We start from the raw sequence: 16,274 nt of genomic DNA on the forward strand, positions 1-16,274 counted from the left end.
ATATGAACAACAGGCCCCCGGACAGTCTCGCTGTCCGGGGGCCTGTTTGTTATGCCTGCTTTTGTTGCGGTTTGATGGGACCAACGAACAGAGGACGGGTCTGGTGAGTCAGATCAGGCTGATAGCCGTTGAAGAAGAGGTTGAGCAGCACTGAACTGATGGTGGCCAACAGAATACCGCTATGAAAAAGCGGTTGTAGCTGCGCCGGAAGTTGTTGGAAAAAATTTCCGGAGACCGTCGGGATCATGCCAATTCCGAGACTGATGGCGACGATATAGAGGTTGTGACGGTTGCTGTTGTAATCGGTGCGCGCCAGGATGCGGATCCCGGTGGCCAGCACCATGCCGAACATCACGATGCCAGCGCCCCCCAGTACGAAGGGCGGGATGGAGGCGACCAGCACCGACATCTTGGGGATGAGGCCAAAGGCGAGCAGGATCCCCCCCGACATCACGCAGACCCAGCGACTCGATACCCCGGTCACGCTCACCAGACCGATATTCTGGGAGAACGAGGTGTGGGGGAAGCTGTTGAATATCCCACCAATAATGGTGCCGATGCCATCCACCCGCAGCCCGCGTACGATATCACCGCGCCTGGCCGGATGGCCGACGATGTCGCCAAGGGCCAGAAACATCCCCATGGATTCGATAAAGGTGATGAGCATGATCACCGTCAGGGTGGCGATGGAGATGGGATCGAAGGTGGGCCAGCCGAAGGCGAAGGGCACTATGGGGGCAAACCAGGCTGCCTCGCCGAGGCCATCGAGGCTCACTTCGCCCATGGCGATGGCCACCACGAAACCGAAGATGATCCCGAGCAGCACCGAGATATTGCTGAAAAAGCCCTTGGTGAAGCGGGTCACCAGCAGGATAAAGACGAGCACCAGAAAGCTGGTGCCGATATAGCGCAGGCTGCCATATTCCGGATTACCCTTGCCCCCCGCCATCCAGTCGATCCCCACCTGCATGATGCTGATCCCGATGGAGGTGATAACCACCCCGGTGACGACGGTGGGGAAGAGTGGCATCAGCCGACCTATCAGCGGCACCAGCAGGGTCGAAATGATACCGGCAGCGATGGTGGCACCGAAGATGCCCGTCAGCCCCAGATCCGGGTTGGCTCCGATGGCCAGCATGGGCATCACGGCGGCAAAGGTGACCGACATGATGACCGGCAGCCGGATCCCGGCAAAGCGGCCAATCCCGACACATTGCAGCAGGGTGACGATGCCGCAGCAGAAGAGATCCGAACTGATAAGGTAGGAGATTTGATCCTTGGGCAGCCCCAGACTGCCGCCAATCACCAGCGGCACCGCCACGGCGCCGGCGTACATCACCAGCACATGTTGCAGGCCCAGGGTAAAGAGTTGGCCCATGGGGAGCATGCGCTCCACTTCATCCACCGGGCGCTTGCGCGCACCCGGTCGGGGGGAGGGGGGATTGGTCTCGTTCATGAACAGATCACTCCTTGAAGCCCGCGCAACTGCTACAGGCAAGATAGTGAAAGCCGCAGCTTTCCCGGTCATTGATCTCGTGTATTGACAGAAGTGCCAGATCCCTCGGCAGTAGTGAGAGGGATCCTGTGCAGCACGGGTCAGTGCACAAAACATGCACAACGCCACTCACGAGAGAAAACGTTTGGCGATAACGCCTTGTTTTTGCGGGATGAGTCACATACCGGCCAGATAAGTGTCCGGCTGCTGGCAGGGGAAGGAGGTGAGGGCATCTCAGATTGGTAAGGGGTTTATCATTATCGGTCTGGCGATCTCACTTTGATAGCCAGGCACCAGAGCGTTGCTCGCAATGCGCCCCTCTGCATGTGACGGCGCTCGCGGGCCGCAGGGCGCAATCGGGGGCGGGGGCGTGATCCAAAGCAAGAAAGTTGGATGTTTTGGTGGCGCACGGGGCCGCCGCTGGGGTAGTTTCGATAGAACCGACACAGATCCTGAGGTCTTATCCATGATCATCTATCTGCATGGCTTTGATGCCACCAGCCCAGGCAATCACGAGAAAGTGCTGCAGTTGCAGTTTATTGATGATGATGTGCGTTTCGTGCACTACAGCACGGTTCACCCCCGTCATGATATGAGCCATCTGCTCAAGGAAGTGAAAAAACAGCTCGATATGAGTACCGATCCTAAACCGCTGATCTGCGGCGTGGGTCTTGGTGGCTACTGGAGCGAGCGGATCGGCTTTCTGTGCGGCATTCGCCAAGTGATCTTCAACCCCAACCTCCATCCGGAAGAGAACATGCAGGGCAAGATCGACCGGCCGGAAGAATATGACGATATCGGTACCAAGTGTGTAACTGAATTTCGTAAGAAAAATTCAGGAAACTGCCTGTGTATCCTTTCCGTTCAGGATGAAGTGCGCGATAATCGGGACACTGAACGTGAATTGAAGAACTATTACGACATCGTGTGGGATGAGCGCGAGACTCATAAGTTCAAAAATATCTCGCATCATCTGCAGCGGATGAAGGCCTTCAAAGAAGCCTGATCCATCACGTCGACCGATTTCGTTTTAGGGAGCCAATGGCTCCCTTTCGTTTTGAGGAACCGAGGAAAATCATCATGATGAATATTGTCGTTGTAGGCGGCGGCGCCGGTGGCCTGGAGCTGGCCACCAGTCTGGGTCGCAAGCTTGGCAAGAAGAACAAGGCCAAGATCACTCTGGTCGATCGCAACCGCACCCACCTGTGGAAACCCCTGCTGCACGAAGTGGCCACCGGCTCCATGGACGCGGGCATCGATGCTCTGAGCTACCAGTCTCACGCCAAGAACCACGGTTTCGACTTCCAGCTCGGCACCCTGACCGACATCAAGCGTGACGATAAACGCATCGTGCTGGCCCCGATCCACGACGACAATGGCGACATCGTGGTCAACGAGCGCGAGCTGCCCTACGACTATCTGGTGATGGCCATCGGTTCTGTCTCCAACGACTTCAACACCAAGGGCATCAAGGATAACTGTATTTTCCTCGATAGCCCCTCCCAGGCGCACCGTTTCCACAACAGCATGATGAACCGCTTCCTGCAGTTCGCCACCGAATATAAGCCGGGCGACAAGGTGAAGATTGCCATCGTCGGCGGCGGCGCCACCGGCGTCGAGCTCTCTGCCGAGCTCTACAATGCTGTCGAGCAGCTCTACGCCTACGGCTTCAAGAACCTCACCACCGACAGCCTGAAGGTTACCCTGGTGGAAGCGGGTCCGCGCATTCTGCCGGCTCTGCCGGAGCGCATCAGCGGCGCCGCTCATCAGGAATTGGTAAAGCTGGGTGTGGACGTGCGTACCGCCACCATGATCACCGAAGCGACCAGCGACGGTCTGCACACCAAGGATGGCGAGCTGATTGAAGCTGACCTGATGGTGTGGGCGGCCGGTATCAAGGCACCTGACTTCATGAAGGATATCGCTGGTCTTGAGACCAACCGCATCAACCAGCTGGTGGTGAAAGAGACCCTGCAGACTACCCGTGATGAGAACATCTTCGTTATCGGTGACTGCGCAGCCTGCCCGCAGCCGGATGGCAAGTTCGTGCCGCCGCGCGCCCAGTCTGCCCACCAGATGGCCAGCCAGGCGTTCAAGAACATCCTGGCCAAGATGAACGGCGGCGAGATGAAGCCCTACCTCTACCACGACCACGGTTCGCTGGTCTCCCTCAGCCGCTTCTCCACCGTGGGCAGCCTGATGGGTAACCTGATGCGTGGCTCCATGATGGTCGAGGGTTACATCGCCCGTCTGGTTTACATCTCTCTCTACCGGATGCACCAGATCGCCCTGCACGGCTACGTCAAGACAGGCCTCATCATGCTGGTGGGTCGCATCAACCGGGTACTGCGCCCGACCCTGAAGCTGCACTAAGCCAAGGTTTGACAGAATTCGGAATACCAACAGGAGAGGCGATGGCCTCTCCTTTTTTATGGGCGCAGCTCAGGAAAGAGAGCGTTACTTGCCCAGATAGGTACGGTCGAAGAAGGTATTGACCCAGTGAGGACGGTAGATGGCCAGCACTGTCATCGCCATGCCGTTGAGCAGAGCTTCGGGGAACAGCAGCAGTGGCCAGATGGAGAGGTAATCCGCCGTGATGGTGTGCCAGGGGTAGCTGTGACTTAGCCCCATCAGCAATGCGCTGGCGGCCACCTTGACCGAGATGGTGATGGCGCCACCGAGAAAGGCGGCCACGAAGATATAGACAAAGAGATGGCGCGGCAGCCAGGCCCAGCTGGCCAGAAACAGCAGCCAGCTGGTGGCTACCGGCAGGGCGATGCCCACCAGTGCCTGCCAGCCAAAATCGGCCAGATTGGTGACACCGAAGTAACCGAGCACCAGCAGGGTCAGGCAGGGGGCGAGCAGTGCCAGCCGCCAGCCAAGCAGCAGGGTGAGGGAGGTGAGCCCGAGAAAATGGACCTCCAGCCCCTCATGCAGACCGGCTCTTAGATACCAGAGCGGCACCAGCGCGATGGCACTCCCCAGCAGCAGGTGCTGATAGAGGGGGTTGTCATGGAGGGTCTGCCACAGGGAGCGGCGCAGGCTGAAGGCCAGCAGTACCAGCCAGATCAGGAGGGCGGCGAGTTGTCCTTCACTCATCTTGTCGTCCATTCATGCAGTAGAGTCCGGGCGGCCTTCCCGACCGCCCCATAGCAGAGCAGGCTGACGAGTCAGTCTGCTTTTACCATCAATATTTGACGTTGTTGTGGTACTTGCCGAGGATGCCCTTGACCCGTTCCATGGTCTCCTTGCTGGGGGGCTTGATCCCGCTCAGCTCGTACGGGTCGCCCAGCACATCCCACTTGTGTTTGCCGAGCTCATGGTAGGGGAGCAGCTCCACCTTCTCCACGCTCTCGCCCAGCTCGGCGATGAACTGGCCCAGCCCTTCGGCGCTCTCGTCGTCGTCGCTCCAGGTCGGCACCACCACGTAGCGGATCCACATGGTCTTGCCTTTGGCTGCCAGATAGCGGGCAAACTCCAGGGTGTATCTGTTGCTGACGTGGGTCAGCGGAATGTGTTTCTCGTCATTGATCTGTTTGATGTCGAGCAGCACCAGATCGGTCTGGTCGAGCAGCTTGTCCACCTGTTCGTCGAGATGACGGACGAAGCCGTTGGTGTCGAGACAGGTGTGGATCCCTTTCTCTTTGCAGGCGGTAAAGAGTTCGGTAATGAAAGCCGGTTGCAGCATGGCTTCACCGCCGGACGCTGTCACGCCACCGCCGGAGGCATTCATGAAGTGGCGATAGCTGGTGATGTCACTCATCAACTCCGGTACGGTCACTTCGCGGCCACCTTCGGTATCCCAGGTATCGCGGTTGTGGCAGTACTTGCAGCGCATCAGGCAGCCTTGCATGAATACGATAAAGCGTATTCCCGGGCCATCGACAGTGCCGCAGGTTTCGACGGAATGGATCCGGCCAACGGTGCCGTGAGCTCCGGCTGGCTGGCTGATTTCAACGGCAGGGATCCGATTAATGACAGACATAAACAACTCCAACGATTCGAGCAGGCCGTTATTTTATTACATAAACCCCTATTGATCCTACACCTTTAGTCCGGCGCCCGGCTGCCAAGCAGCTGCTCCAGCCCCTTGACGGTGAGCGGCCGACTGGTGAGAAACCCTTGATAATGCTGGCATCCCAGCGCTTTGAGGATGGCCAGCTGCGCCTCCTCTTCCACCCCTTCGGCGGTGACGGTAAAACGGAAGACCTGGGCCAGATCGAGTATCGCCTTGACGATGGCTCTGTCCTGTTCGCTGTGTACCAGGGTCTGAATGAAGCTTCTGTCCAGCTTCACCTCGTCGGCGGGCAGATCCCGCAGATAGGCCAGCGACGAGTAGCCGGTACCGAAGTCATCGATGGAGATGAGGATGCCGAGCTCCTTGAGCTGGCGCATTCTGGCGATACTCTCCTGCCGATTCTCCAATACTACCGATTCGGTCACCTCCAGCAGCAGGCGGGAGGGGGGCACACCGGTATCGCGCAAGATGTACTCCACCTGTTGCACGAAGCCCTGGGTGTGGAACTGGCGGGCACTGACGTTGACCGATAGATGGGGGATCTGCAGGCCACGGTTGAGCCAGAAGCTGTATTGGGCGCAGGCGGTCTTCATCACCCAGTAGCCGATTTCGAGGATCAGGCTGGTCTCTTCGGCGATGGGGATAAACTCCCCGGGCGGCACCATGGTGCCGTCGCTGCGCTGCCAGCGCAGCAGCGCCTCGATGCCCGACAGCGAGCCATTGTCGACCCGGTATTGCGGTTGATAGTGGAGTTGCAATTCGTGGTGACGCAGGGCATCGCGCAGCTCATTGGTGAGGGTCAGCCGGTTCTTCTCATGCTGGGCCATCGCCTCGGTAAAGAAGACGTAGTGGCCCTGACCGGCGCGCTTGGCCATGTGGGTCGCGGTGTCGGCCTGTTGCATCAGGACCAGATGATCCGTCTCGTTGCCGGAGAAGAGGCTGATCCCCACCGAGGCGCTGCAGTGCAGTTTGTGATCGCCGATGTCGAACGGGGTGCGAAACAGCCCCATCAGCTCGCGGGCGAAGTGCTCTGCCAGAATTTTGGCGGTGACCTCGCCTTGTCCGAGCTGGGTAAAGAGCAGGGCAAACTCGTCCCCCGAGATGCGCGCCTGCACCAGATTGTCCTGGGGCAGCTCCCTGAAACGCTGCACCACGGACTGCAGCAACAGATCGCCGCAGGCGTGACCGAGGGAGTCGTTGATCGACTTGAAGTTGTCGAGATCCACCAGCAGCAGGGCGCCCCACTGGCCGTTGGTGGCGCTCAGGGTCTGCTGCAAAATATGGTTGAGGCTGCGGCGGTTGTGCAGACCGCAGAGATCGTCGTAGTAGGCGAGCTGCTCGATGTGTCTGGCCGCCTCTTTTTCCTGGGTGATGTCGTAGAAGCTGCAGATAAAGTGGCTGAGCTCCCCCTGCTCATCCTTGACGCCGTTCACCATCAAGCGCACCGGAAAGAGGTGACCATCCTTGTGCAGGCAGCGCTCTTCCCCGAGCCAGAACTCCTGCTCGTTGACGGTGCGGCTGACATCTTCCTTGAGATGATCCCCGTAGTAGGTGGGGCGCAGCTTGCGAATGGAGTGACCGATCACCTCTACCTCGCCAAATCCGGTGATCCGGCTGAAGGAGTGGTTGACCTTGAGGATGATGCCGTTGTGATCCATCACGATCAGCCCATCGTGGGTATTGAAGGCCACTTCCGCCAGCCGCAGGGCATCGTCGGTGGCGAGGCGCTTGAGCTCGATGGCGGCCCGCTCGTGCTGGCTGCTCAACAGATCCAGCAGTTGCTCGGGCTCCTCAAGAGGGGTATCGAGCAGCAGGGTGATCTGGCCAATGGGGGCGCCGCTCTGGCCATGGAGCGGAATGCCGATGTAAGCGCTGGCATTGAGGGCCAGCAGCCGGGTCGCCTTGGGATAGCGCACGGGCAGATCTTCCACATAGATGGCCTGACCGTGCTGGAACAGCTCCTGAGCGGGGCCGGGGTCGAGCTGGATGGGCTTGAGGGTGGAGCAGATCTCCTCGTTGATGACGCAGCGGGGGATGATCCAGAGATCCTGACCGCGGGGCTGGAACTCGCCGATCCAGCCCACCCGGGCACCGCTGGCGCTCATGGCCCAGCTTACCAGCGTCTTGCAGTAGTCGATGCCGGTCTGCTGGTGCAGCTCGGGCGGGAGGGCCAGCTCGGCGCGGTGCTCTTCCGGTTGCGGTTGCCAGTGGCCGAGCAGCTGGGCGCTGCTGCGCACCAGCTGCAACATCTCCTCGCTAAGGGGGGTGGGATCGAGATACTCCAGACTCAGCACCCCGAACAGCTTGTCCTGCTCCAGCAGGGCACCATCGAGGCGTGAGCGCACACCGGCACTGGTCAGATAGAGGTGATTGCTCAGCATCGGCTGGTGGGCCGCTTCCGAGAAGCTTAAGGATTTGCGGGTACGCAGGGCGCGGATATAGCGGCTGTCACCGCGAATGGGGTAGAGCGCCTCGACCCCCAGGGTGAACACCGGGGTGAGTTGCTCGCTGCCGAGATCGCCGTTGGCCTGATAGTGCCAGAGGATGAGCCGATCGGCCCCCAAACTCTCTTTAAGGGCCTCGAGCAGGGGGGCATACTGTTGCTGGCTCGCCATCTGGCTGAGGCGCGGCAGTTGCAATGCCAGATCGGCGATGGGCTCCTGGCGAAGGTTCTGCAGACAGATGAGCCAGAAGCCATCCTGCTCGTGGGCGAGGGCGATATGCCACAACTGGCTGGCAAAGCGCACGGTGATCTTGCCGCCATGGCCGTTGGCCAGCAGTTGTTCGATGGGCAGGCGCAGGGCATCGGGCAGCTGGGCAGGCCAGGGGGCGCGCGGCTCATCGAGCCAGTAGAGCGGGGTTTGCATCACGTCGGTCAGGGCGACCAGCCGTTGACTGCGCAGATCCAGACGGAAAAAGAGTGGCGTCTGGAGGGCAGGAGGAAGATGACTGAGTGCGGTAGACGACATGAACAAACAACATCCTGTTAAGCAACCGTCGGGGTTGCAAGAATACTGCAAAATGGTGTGAAACAAAATTTCATTGAATTCTAAATTAGAAAAGTCTAATTTATTGCCCATTATCATGTATGAGGAGTCTTGCAGATGAAACGGATCCTGATTATCGGTGGTGTCGCGGGGGGCGCATCGGCGGCGGCTCGTGCTCGTCGTTTGAGTGAAGAGGCAGAGATCGTGATGTTCGAGCGGGGCGAGTTTGTCAGCTTCGCCAACTGTGGTCTGCCCTATCACATCGGGGGCGATATCCCCGACCGGGATGCCTTGTTGCTGCAGACTCCCCAGAGCTTCAAGCGCCGTTTCAACGTCGATGTGCGGGTCTTCCACGATGTGATTGAGATCGACAAGGCGGGCAAGACCTTGCTGGTGCGCAACCTGCAAACCGGTGAAGAGCAGCGCGAGCATTACGATGTGCTGCTGCTGAGCCCGGGGGCGGCGCCGATCCGTCCTCCCTTCCCCGGTATCGACAGCTCCCATGTTTATACCCTGCGCAACATCCCGGACATGGATCGCATTCTGGCGGCCCTGCACCACGATCAGCCGCGCCACGTCACTGTGGTGGGCGGCGGTTTTATCGGGCTGGAGATGATGGAGGCGCTGCACCAGCGCAAGCTGGATGTCACCCTGCTGGAGCTGGCTGATCAGGTGATGGCTCCGGTGGACAAGGAGATGGCCAACATGCTCCATGCCCGCATCCGGGAAGAGGGGATCGACCTTCGCCTGCGCACCGGCCTCACCGCCATCGAGAGTCTGGATCTGCCTGACGAGAAGACCTCCGCCGTACCGACCGCCAAAAGCGGTGGCCTGCGCCTGACCCTCAATGACGGTTCCCATCTTGATACCGGTCTCTTGATCCTCGCCATCGGCGTCAAGCCGGAAACCCTGCTCGCCGCCAAAGCGGGGCTGGAGCTGGGCCCACGGGGCGGCATCAAGGTGGATGCCGGGATGCGTACCTCGGATCCCTTTATCTATGCGGTGGGGGATGCGGTGGAAGAGATAGACTTCGTCACAGGCGAAGCTGTGCTGATCCCGCTGGCGGGCCCGGCCAACCGGCAGGGGCGCATCGCCGCCGACAATATGCTGGGCCGAAGCGAAACCTACAAGAAGACGCAAGGGACCGCCATCTGCAAGCTGTTCGATCTGGCGGTGGCCAGCACTGGCCTCAACGAGAAGCGACTGGTGCAATTGGGATTGCCGTTCGAGAAGGTCTATGTCCATCCGGGCAGCCACGCCGGTTACTACCCGGGCGCACATCCGGTCAGCCTCAAGCTGCTGTTTGCCCCGGATGGCAAGATTTATGGCGCCCAGGCCATCGGCAAGGATGGCATCGACAAGCGCATCGATGTGCTGGCAGTGGCCCAGCGCGCCGGTCTCACCGTGTTTGACCTGCAGGATCTGGAGCTCACCTATGCGCCGCCGTTCGGGTCGGCCAAGGATGTGATCAACATGGCCGGCTTCGTGGCAAGCAACCACCTGAAGGGGGACACCCTGCTCTGCCACGTGGCCGAGGTGCAGGCTCGTAACCCCCATCAGCTGGTGGTGGATGTGCGCAATGGCCCCGAGCTTGACAAGCTGGGCCGCATTCCGGGGGCACTGCATATCCCCCTCGACGAGTTGCGTGGTCGCCTCCATGAGTTGCCCAAAGAGAAAGAGCTGCTGATCAGCTGTCAGGTCGGGCTGCGCGGTCATGTCGCCTGCCGCTTGCTGAGTCAGCACGGCTTTAAAGTGAAGAATCTCTCCGGCGGCTTCAAAACCTGGCAGATGGCTACCGCCGAGTAACCGTTTTATTTCTGTGCCTGTTTGCCCCTCTCCCTTGTGCGTGCAAGATGAGGGGCTTTTTGTTTCTGCTTTTCGCCCTTCTTGCATTCCCCTCGTTGCTGCAATATTTCGACACACTTTATTTCCTGTGCCGGACAAAATTAACGTTTTGTTCAGGGGATGGGTGCTATAACCCCTGCCTCGTTCATGATGAACCGTGTAGTAGGGAGAGTGACATGCTGGATATGCTGATGGCCATTTGGCATCAGGATTTTGACGCCCTGGTTCAGATGCAGGCGGTACCCCTGCTGATCAGTTGCCTGATGCTGGTACTGCTGCTGGAGTCTGCATTCGTCTTCCTGCCCCTGCCGGGGGACAGCCTGGTACTGCTGGCCGGTGGGTTGGTTGGCATGGGGGTGTTTGGCCCTGAAGTAACACTTATTTATCTGCCGTTGGCTGCTGGCATAGGTTCCGTGCTCGCCTACTGGCAGGGACGGGCCCTGCAGCGCACCCGCTTTATGGATCATATCGAGCGGATGTTGCCTCCCGACAGCCTGCCCAAGGCGACCCGGCTGCTGAAAAAGTACGGTTTTCTGGCGATGTTCTCCTCCCGTTTTATCCCGTTTGTGCGGGTGCTGACCCCCATGTTGATGGGGATTGGCCGCCTGAGCGTGCTGCGCATGTGCGTGGCCAGCTTTGCCAGTGCCTTTATGTGGGCGCTCTGCCTCAGTTTGGTGGGCAAGCTGGCGATGAATACCCCCTTCTTTCTCCACCACAGCGAACTGTTGACCCGGGCCCTGCTGATTACCTCGCTGGTGCTGTTTCTGGCGGCCGTCATGGCCATCCTGTTTCGCTGGTTCAAAGGCGGAGCAAAAAACGAGACCAGCCACGACTAGATGACAACCCTTGCCGCACTGGATCAGTGGGCAAGGGGGTTCTCGTGCTGCAGGGGGCGGAATTGTGCCCATTCGGGTAATGAGCTTTGTGTCGGGTGAGCAGGATGCCTTATCCTGTTTCCAGCCACGCTGCGTTTGCAGCGCTCCAACTCGGGATGGAACCTATGCGCCTCTTCGACTCTCCCTCTGCTTCTCACCGCTCTACCGCTGAAACCGGCGCTCTGCGCCGCCGCTGCTCGGCCCTGCTGCTTTGCGGGGTGGTCGGTTTGCTGTCTGGTTGCGGCCCTGACAAGCCCGCCAGCCAAGTACCGACCACAGAATCTACAGCGCTGCAGGAGGCCGGGGCGCCAACTTCTGTAGTGCAGGCCAATGCCCGCCAATATCGCGATGCGCCGGCACTGGCGCTGGTCTTCTCCGGCCCCCTGGCGCCGAAGGCAAATTGGCAGAGCTGGCTCGGGGTCAGTGAGGGGGGCAAGCAGGTGCAGGGGGAGTGGATCCTGGCCGACGATGGTCGCACCCTCTATTTCCCGAACGTGCAGCCCGACAAAAGCTATGAGGTGAGCCTCAAGGCGGGGCTGGGCCCATCCCCACAGAGCTGGACCCTCAAGACCCGGCCGCTGGAGGCGGGGGCTTCGTTTACCGCGAGCGGCATGGTATTGCCGCTGCGCGACGAGCTGCGCCTGCCCATCAGCGCGGTCAACGTGGACGAGGTCAATATCGATTTCTTCCGGGTCGATGCGGAATATCTGCCCCGTTTCCTGGCCGAGTATCGCCCCGGTGCTGGCATGGGCAACTGGGAGCTTGAGCAGATCACCAAACGGGCCAAGCGGGTGTTCAGCGGCCGCTATGCGCTGGAGCTCGATGCCAACCGGCGCGAGACCCGCCTCATCAATGTGAAGGAGCCGCAGCTGGCGGAGGCTGGCGTCTACTTTGCGGTGATGTCGCCCCTTGGCAACTACGACTGGCGCAAGGAGACCACCTATTTTGCGGTGAGCGACATGGGGCTCAGTGCCCGCCGTTACCGCGATCAGCTGGAGGTGTTTGTCAGCTCCCTAGCCAGCGCCGACCCGCTCAAGGATGTGCAGCTCTCCCTGCTCGACGAGAAGGGCAACCGGTTGCAGGTGCAAACCACAGATCCGCAGGGCCATCGCCGTTTCGATCAGGTGCAGGGGGCTCGCCTGCTGCTGGCCGAACAGGGCAACCATCTGGCGGTGCTGCGCCTCGATGGGGCGGCGCTCGATCTCTCCACCTTCGATCTCGGTACACAGCCCTGGCAGGCCCAGCAGTTGTATCTCTTTAGCGGGCGCGACCTCTATCGCCCCGGCGAGCGGCTCGACAGCGAGATTTTGCTCAAGGGGCAGGATGGCCAGCTGCTGCCGGGCATGGCGGTGGAGCTGGAGGTGAAGCAGCCGGACGGCCAGCTGCTCGAACAGAAGCGGCTGCTGCCGGACAATTTGGGCGCCGCCCATTATGGCCTGCGTCTGCCGGATGATGCGCCGCTCGGGCGCTGGACCATCAGCCTCAAGACCGCCGCCGGCAGTCGCTTCGAGTGGCCCTTTTTGGTGGAGGAATTTCTGCCTGAACGGTTGAAACTGCAGCTTGGCAAGGGGCCGGATGGGGAAGTCACGAGTCTGGACGCCGCCCTCAGCCTGCCACTGCAGGGGGACTATCTCTACGGCGCGCCGGCCAGTGCCACCAAGGCCAAGGCGGAGGTAAAGATCAGCCGCGCCACCATGCCTTTTACCCAGTGGCAGGAGTTCACGCTGGGTGATGTGCTGCTCGCCGAGCAGGCCAAGGATCTCGAGGCGCGGAGTCTCACCCTCGATGCGCAGGGGCAGGGGACTTTTTCGCTTGCTGATGAGCTCGACGGGGTGCGCGCCCTCGGGCCGCTGGAAGTAGCTTATCGGGTGTCGCTCTCCGAGCCCGGTGGCCGCGCCGTCAATCGCAGCCGCACCCAGTATGGCTGGCCCGCGGGCAGCCAGTGGCCGGCACTCAAGGCCGATTTCGTGGCCGATCGGGTGGAAGGGGGCAAGCCGCTCCCCTTCCAGATCCTCAACCTCGATGAGCAAGGTCAACCGGTGGTGGGGGCGGTGAAGGTGCGCCTTATCAACGAGTACCGCGACTACTACTGGCACTACGCCGATGGCGAGGGGTGGAAGTACGAGTTCAACAGCCAGCCCTATCTGGAGCAGGAGCAGACCCTGCAGCTGGATGGCAAGGGGCCGACCCCGCTCACGCTGCAACTGGCGGCGGGCTGGTATCGGTTGGAGGTGGAGAACAGTCAGGGCCATCAATCCAGCCTGCGGGTGGAGATCGGCAGTTACGCCTGGGGTGGAGGTGGCGAGCAGGCAAGGCCCGACAAGATTGCCATCACTCTCGACAAGCGCGCCTATCAGGCGGGCGACAAGGCCAAAGTGACGCTGGTGGCGCCGCGCCCCGGCAAGGGGTTGCTGCTGGTGGAAGATGGCGACGGCCTGCGCTGGTGGCAGCGTATCGAGCTCAAGGGCGCCGCTGGCGATGCCAAGGATGCCCGCGGCGAGTTCGAGATCCCGGTCAGTCCCGAGTGGCAGCGCCATGACTTGCATATCTCGGCCCAGATCGCCGCGCCAGACAGCGCCTCCAAACCGGTCAGCAGCCAGCAGGGGCAGAGCCTGCGCTCGGTCGGGCTGGTGCCGCTCACCCTGGATCGGGAAGCGCGCCGTCTGCCGCTAACCCTGAGCGCGCCTGATAAAGCGGTGCCGCTCACCCGACTGGAAGTAACCGCCACCTCCACCCCCAATAGCCAAGGCCGTGTGGTGCTGGCGGCGGTGGATCGGGGCGTGCTCAATATCAGCGACTACCAGCCCCTCGACCCGTTCGAGATCTTCTTTGGTCGCAAGCGCTTCGCCCAAGATTTGTTCGACAACTACGGGCAAGTGATCCCGCCGCAGGATGGCAAGCTGGCCCGCCTCAACTACGGCGGCGATCGGGCGCCGCTGAAAAAGGGCGGTGCGCTGGAGAGCCGGGTCGAGATCGCTGCGCTCTGGAGTGGCGAGGTGAGTTTTGATGAGAGCGGCAAGGCGGTGATCCCGCTCGAACTACCCAACTTCAACGGCGAGCTGGCGCTGATGGCGCTGGCCTGGAACGAACAGCAAGTCGGGGAGGCCGAGCGCGCCGTCAAGGTGGTGGCGCCCTTGGTGGCCGAGATTGGCTGGCCGCGCTTTGGCGCCAGAGGGGATGAGACCCGGGCGTTGGTGCAGCTGCGCAACATGAGCGGTGAGGATCAGACTCTCTCCCTTGTCTGGACCCTCAATGGCGGGCTCAAGGCAAATGGCGAGCTGCCCGGCACCCTGGCTCTTAAAAATGGCGAGGAGCAGTGGTTGACCCTGCCGCTCACCGTGACCGGAGCGAGCGGTGTGGCGAGCCTGCAGTTGGCGGCTAGCGGCAAGGATTTTGCCATCAGCCGCGACTGGTCTCTGCCGCTGCGCTCCCCTTGGCCGGCCGAGACTCGCCAGCGTTACCAGATGCTGGCCCCCGGCCAGCAGATGAGCTTTGCGCCAGCTGAGCTGGCCGGTCTGGATCGCGCCAACCTGCAGGGGCTGCTCAGCCTCTCCGGCACTCCGCCTTGGGATCCGGCAGCCCAGTGGCAGGCGCTGGCTGACTACCCCTACGCCTGTCTGGAGCAGACCCTGTCCCGTGCCTGGCCTTACTTGCTGACCACGGCGGATGAGCGGGCCGCCTGGAGCAAACCCGCAGAGGGCAAGAAAGCGGCGAGTGAGGCGGATGTGCAACGCGCCCTGCTGCAACGGTTGCAGCGGTTGCAACTGCCCAGCGGCGGCTTTGGCCTGTGGGATGGTCGCTCCGACGAGGAGCAGTGGCTCACCGCCTATGCCGCCGACTACCTGCTGGCGCGCAAGGAGGCGGGCGATGCAGTGCCGGAGGCGATGCTCAATCAGGCGCTGAACCGGCTGCAGAGCTATCTCACCGACAGCCAGTATGGCGAGCGCTGGAGCAGTGCCCCCGAGCACAGCCGGTTGGCCTATCAGGCTTACAGCGCCTATGTGCTGGCCCGGGTGGGCAAGGCGCCGCTCGCTACCCTGCGCCTTATCTGGGAGCAGCAGGCCGATCACGCCCGCTCCGGTTTGCCGCTCTTGCACCTCTCGCTGGCACTCTCGGCCATGGGGGATGAGCAGAACGCCGCCAAGGCCCTCAGCCGGGCATTGGCGACCGAGCGCGGTGATGACTATCTGGGGGATTACGGCTCGCCGCTGCGCGATGACGCCCTTGAGCTCTCCTTGCTGCGCCAGCACAAGCTGGCTGCGGAGCGCTGGCCAGCCCTCAGTGCCAAGGTAGCCGATACCCTGGCACATCGTCAGTGGCTCAGCACTCAGGAGCGGCTCGCCCTGCTGCGACTCGCCCGCTTCGATCCGGCCGCCGACTGGCAGGCCAAGGTAACTTCCTCTCTTGGCAGTGGATCCCTGAGCGGTTCGGCTCCGCTGCGGCAGGGTGCCCCCGAGGCACTGGCCGCCAGCACCGTCACCAACGAGGGCAATGGATCCCTCTATGTACAGCGCACTCTGGTAGGTTACCCAGAACAGGCGCCGGCGCGGATCAGCAAGGGGATGAGCGTGACCCGCAGCTGGTTCAACAGCGACGGTCAGCCATTTGATCCCGCCAAGGTGAAGGTGGGCGATCTGGTGGTGGTGCGGCTCAATGTCAGCAGTGAATCGGCGGTGCCCGATGCCCTGCTGGTGGAGATGGTGCCCGCTGGCTTCGAGCTGGAGAACCCGGCCCTTGGCAACAGCATCAAGCTGGAAGAGCTCTCCATTGAGGGGAAACCGGCGTGGCAGAGCGAGTGGAACGACTATCTCAAGCATCAGGAGTTTCGCGATGACCGCTACACGGCAGCGCTGGATCTGAGCGAGGGGAGCAACCAGCAACTGGTCTACCTGATGCGGGCGGTGACGCCGGGTCGCTATCAGGTGCCGCCGACCCAGGTGGAGGATATGTATCGCCCCGAGCTGCGTGCCGTGGGTGAGGATATCCATGAGGTGATCATCTCTGAGTAACAAACCCTCCCTTGAGCGGGTTCGCCCGCTCACTTTCTGGCAGCG

Annotated in this window: 9 protein-coding genes; 5 read left to right on the forward strand and 4 right to left on the reverse strand. The window is 61.3% G+C overall.

Going from position 1 to position 16,274, the window contains the following annotated elements:
- Window positions 1-49: 49 nt before the first annotated feature.
- Entirely contained in the window at window positions 50-1,456 is a 1,407-nt protein-coding gene (locus AB5Y83_RS01905) for a nucleobase:cation symporter-2 family protein (protein WP_069527695.1), read from the reverse strand.
- A gap of 505 nt (window positions 1,457-1,961) precedes the next feature.
- On the opposite strand from AB5Y83_RS01905, the gene ycfP reads away from it, so the two are divergent.
- Window positions 1,962-2,501, forward strand: a complete 540-nt coding sequence (gene ycfP / locus AB5Y83_RS01910) for an alpha/beta hydrolase YcfP (RefSeq protein ID WP_005334000.1) — start codon at window positions 1,962-1,964, stop codon at window positions 2,499-2,501.
- Between the two features lie 74 nt (window positions 2,502-2,575).
- Window positions 2,576-3,868, forward strand: a complete 1,293-nt coding sequence (locus tag AB5Y83_RS01915) for an NAD(P)/FAD-dependent oxidoreductase (protein WP_005333998.1) — start codon at window positions 2,576-2,578, stop codon at window positions 3,866-3,868.
- A gap of 84 nt (window positions 3,869-3,952) precedes the next feature.
- On the opposite strand, the gene AB5Y83_RS01920 is transcribed toward AB5Y83_RS01915, so the two are convergent.
- The 3 genes from AB5Y83_RS01920 to AB5Y83_RS01930 all read right to left on the reverse strand — a co-directional run bounded on the left by AB5Y83_RS01920 (window position 3,953) and on the right by AB5Y83_RS01930 (window position 8,482).
- Entirely contained in the window at window positions 3,953-4,594 is a 642-nt protein-coding gene (locus AB5Y83_RS01920; protein ID WP_043819419.1) for an energy-coupling factor ABC transporter permease, read from the reverse strand.
- 88 nt (window positions 4,595-4,682) lie between these two features.
- Complete coding sequence (pflA, locus tag AB5Y83_RS01925) at window positions 4,683-5,480, reverse strand: pyruvate formate lyase 1-activating protein (protein ID WP_005333994.1); 798 nt, start codon at window positions 5,478-5,480, stop codon at window positions 4,683-4,685.
- Window positions 5,481-5,545: 65 nt separating this feature from the next.
- Window positions 5,546-8,482, reverse strand: a complete 2,937-nt coding sequence (locus tag AB5Y83_RS01930; protein ID WP_043819421.1) for an EAL domain-containing protein — start codon at window positions 8,480-8,482, stop codon at window positions 5,546-5,548.
- A 135-nt stretch (window positions 8,483-8,617) separates the two neighbouring features.
- Between AB5Y83_RS01930 and AB5Y83_RS01935 the strand changes: the two genes are divergently transcribed.
- The 3 genes from AB5Y83_RS01935 to AB5Y83_RS01945 all read left to right on the forward strand — a co-directional run bounded on the left by AB5Y83_RS01935 (window position 8,618) and on the right by AB5Y83_RS01945 (window position 16,229).
- Window positions 8,618-10,306 (forward strand): FAD-dependent oxidoreductase, encoded by a 1,689-nt coding sequence (locus tag AB5Y83_RS01935; RefSeq protein ID WP_368174603.1) that lies wholly within the window; start codon window positions 8,618-8,620, stop codon window positions 10,304-10,306.
- Window positions 10,307-10,521: 215 nt separating this feature from the next.
- The gene (locus AB5Y83_RS01940; RefSeq protein WP_005333990.1) at window positions 10,522-11,181 is read left to right on the forward strand and encodes a DedA family protein; all 660 of its coding nucleotides are present in this window, start codon (window positions 10,522-10,524) and stop codon (window positions 11,179-11,181) included.
- 164 nt (window positions 11,182-11,345) lie between these two features.
- Window positions 11,346-16,229: an alpha-2-macroglobulin gene (locus AB5Y83_RS01945; protein ID WP_368174604.1), complete on the forward strand. Its 4,884-nt coding sequence runs from the start codon at window positions 11,346-11,348 to the stop codon at window positions 16,227-16,229.
- The last annotated feature ends 45 nt before the right edge of the window (window positions 16,230-16,274 follow it).

The sequence above is a fragment of the Aeromonas sp. R5-4 genome, from assembly GCF_040908215.1.
Taxonomy (GTDB): domain Bacteria; phylum Pseudomonadota; class Gammaproteobacteria; order Enterobacterales; family Aeromonadaceae; genus Aeromonas; species Aeromonas veronii.

Coding starts and splice junctions, on each gene's coding strand:
- AB5Y83_RS01905 (WP_069527695.1), bottom strand. CDS start 1,456: ATGAACGAGACCAATCCCCCCTCCCCCCGACCGGGTGCGCGCAAGCGC.
- ycfP (WP_005334000.1), top strand. CDS start 1,962: ATGATCATCTATCTGCATGGCTTTGATGCCACCAGCCCAGGCAATCAC.
- AB5Y83_RS01915 (WP_005333998.1), top strand. CDS start 2,576: ATGATGAATATTGTCGTTGTAGGCGGCGGCGCCGGTGGCCTGGAGCTG.
- AB5Y83_RS01920 (WP_043819419.1), bottom strand. CDS start 4,594: ATGAGTGAAGGACAACTCGCCGCCCTCCTGATCTGGCTGGTACTGCTG.
- pflA (WP_005333994.1), bottom strand. CDS start 5,480: ATGTCTGTCATTAATCGGATCCCTGCCGTTGAAATCAGCCAGCCAGCC.
- AB5Y83_RS01930 (WP_043819421.1), bottom strand. CDS start 8,482: ATGTCGTCTACCGCACTCAGTCATCTTCCTCCTGCCCTCCAGACGCCA.
- AB5Y83_RS01935 (WP_368174603.1), top strand. CDS start 8,618: ATGAAACGGATCCTGATTATCGGTGGTGTCGCGGGGGGCGCATCGGCG.
- AB5Y83_RS01940 (WP_005333990.1), top strand. CDS start 10,522: ATGCTGGATATGCTGATGGCCATTTGGCATCAGGATTTTGACGCCCTG.
- AB5Y83_RS01945 (WP_368174604.1), top strand. CDS start 11,346: ATGCGCCTCTTCGACTCTCCCTCTGCTTCTCACCGCTCTACCGCTGAA.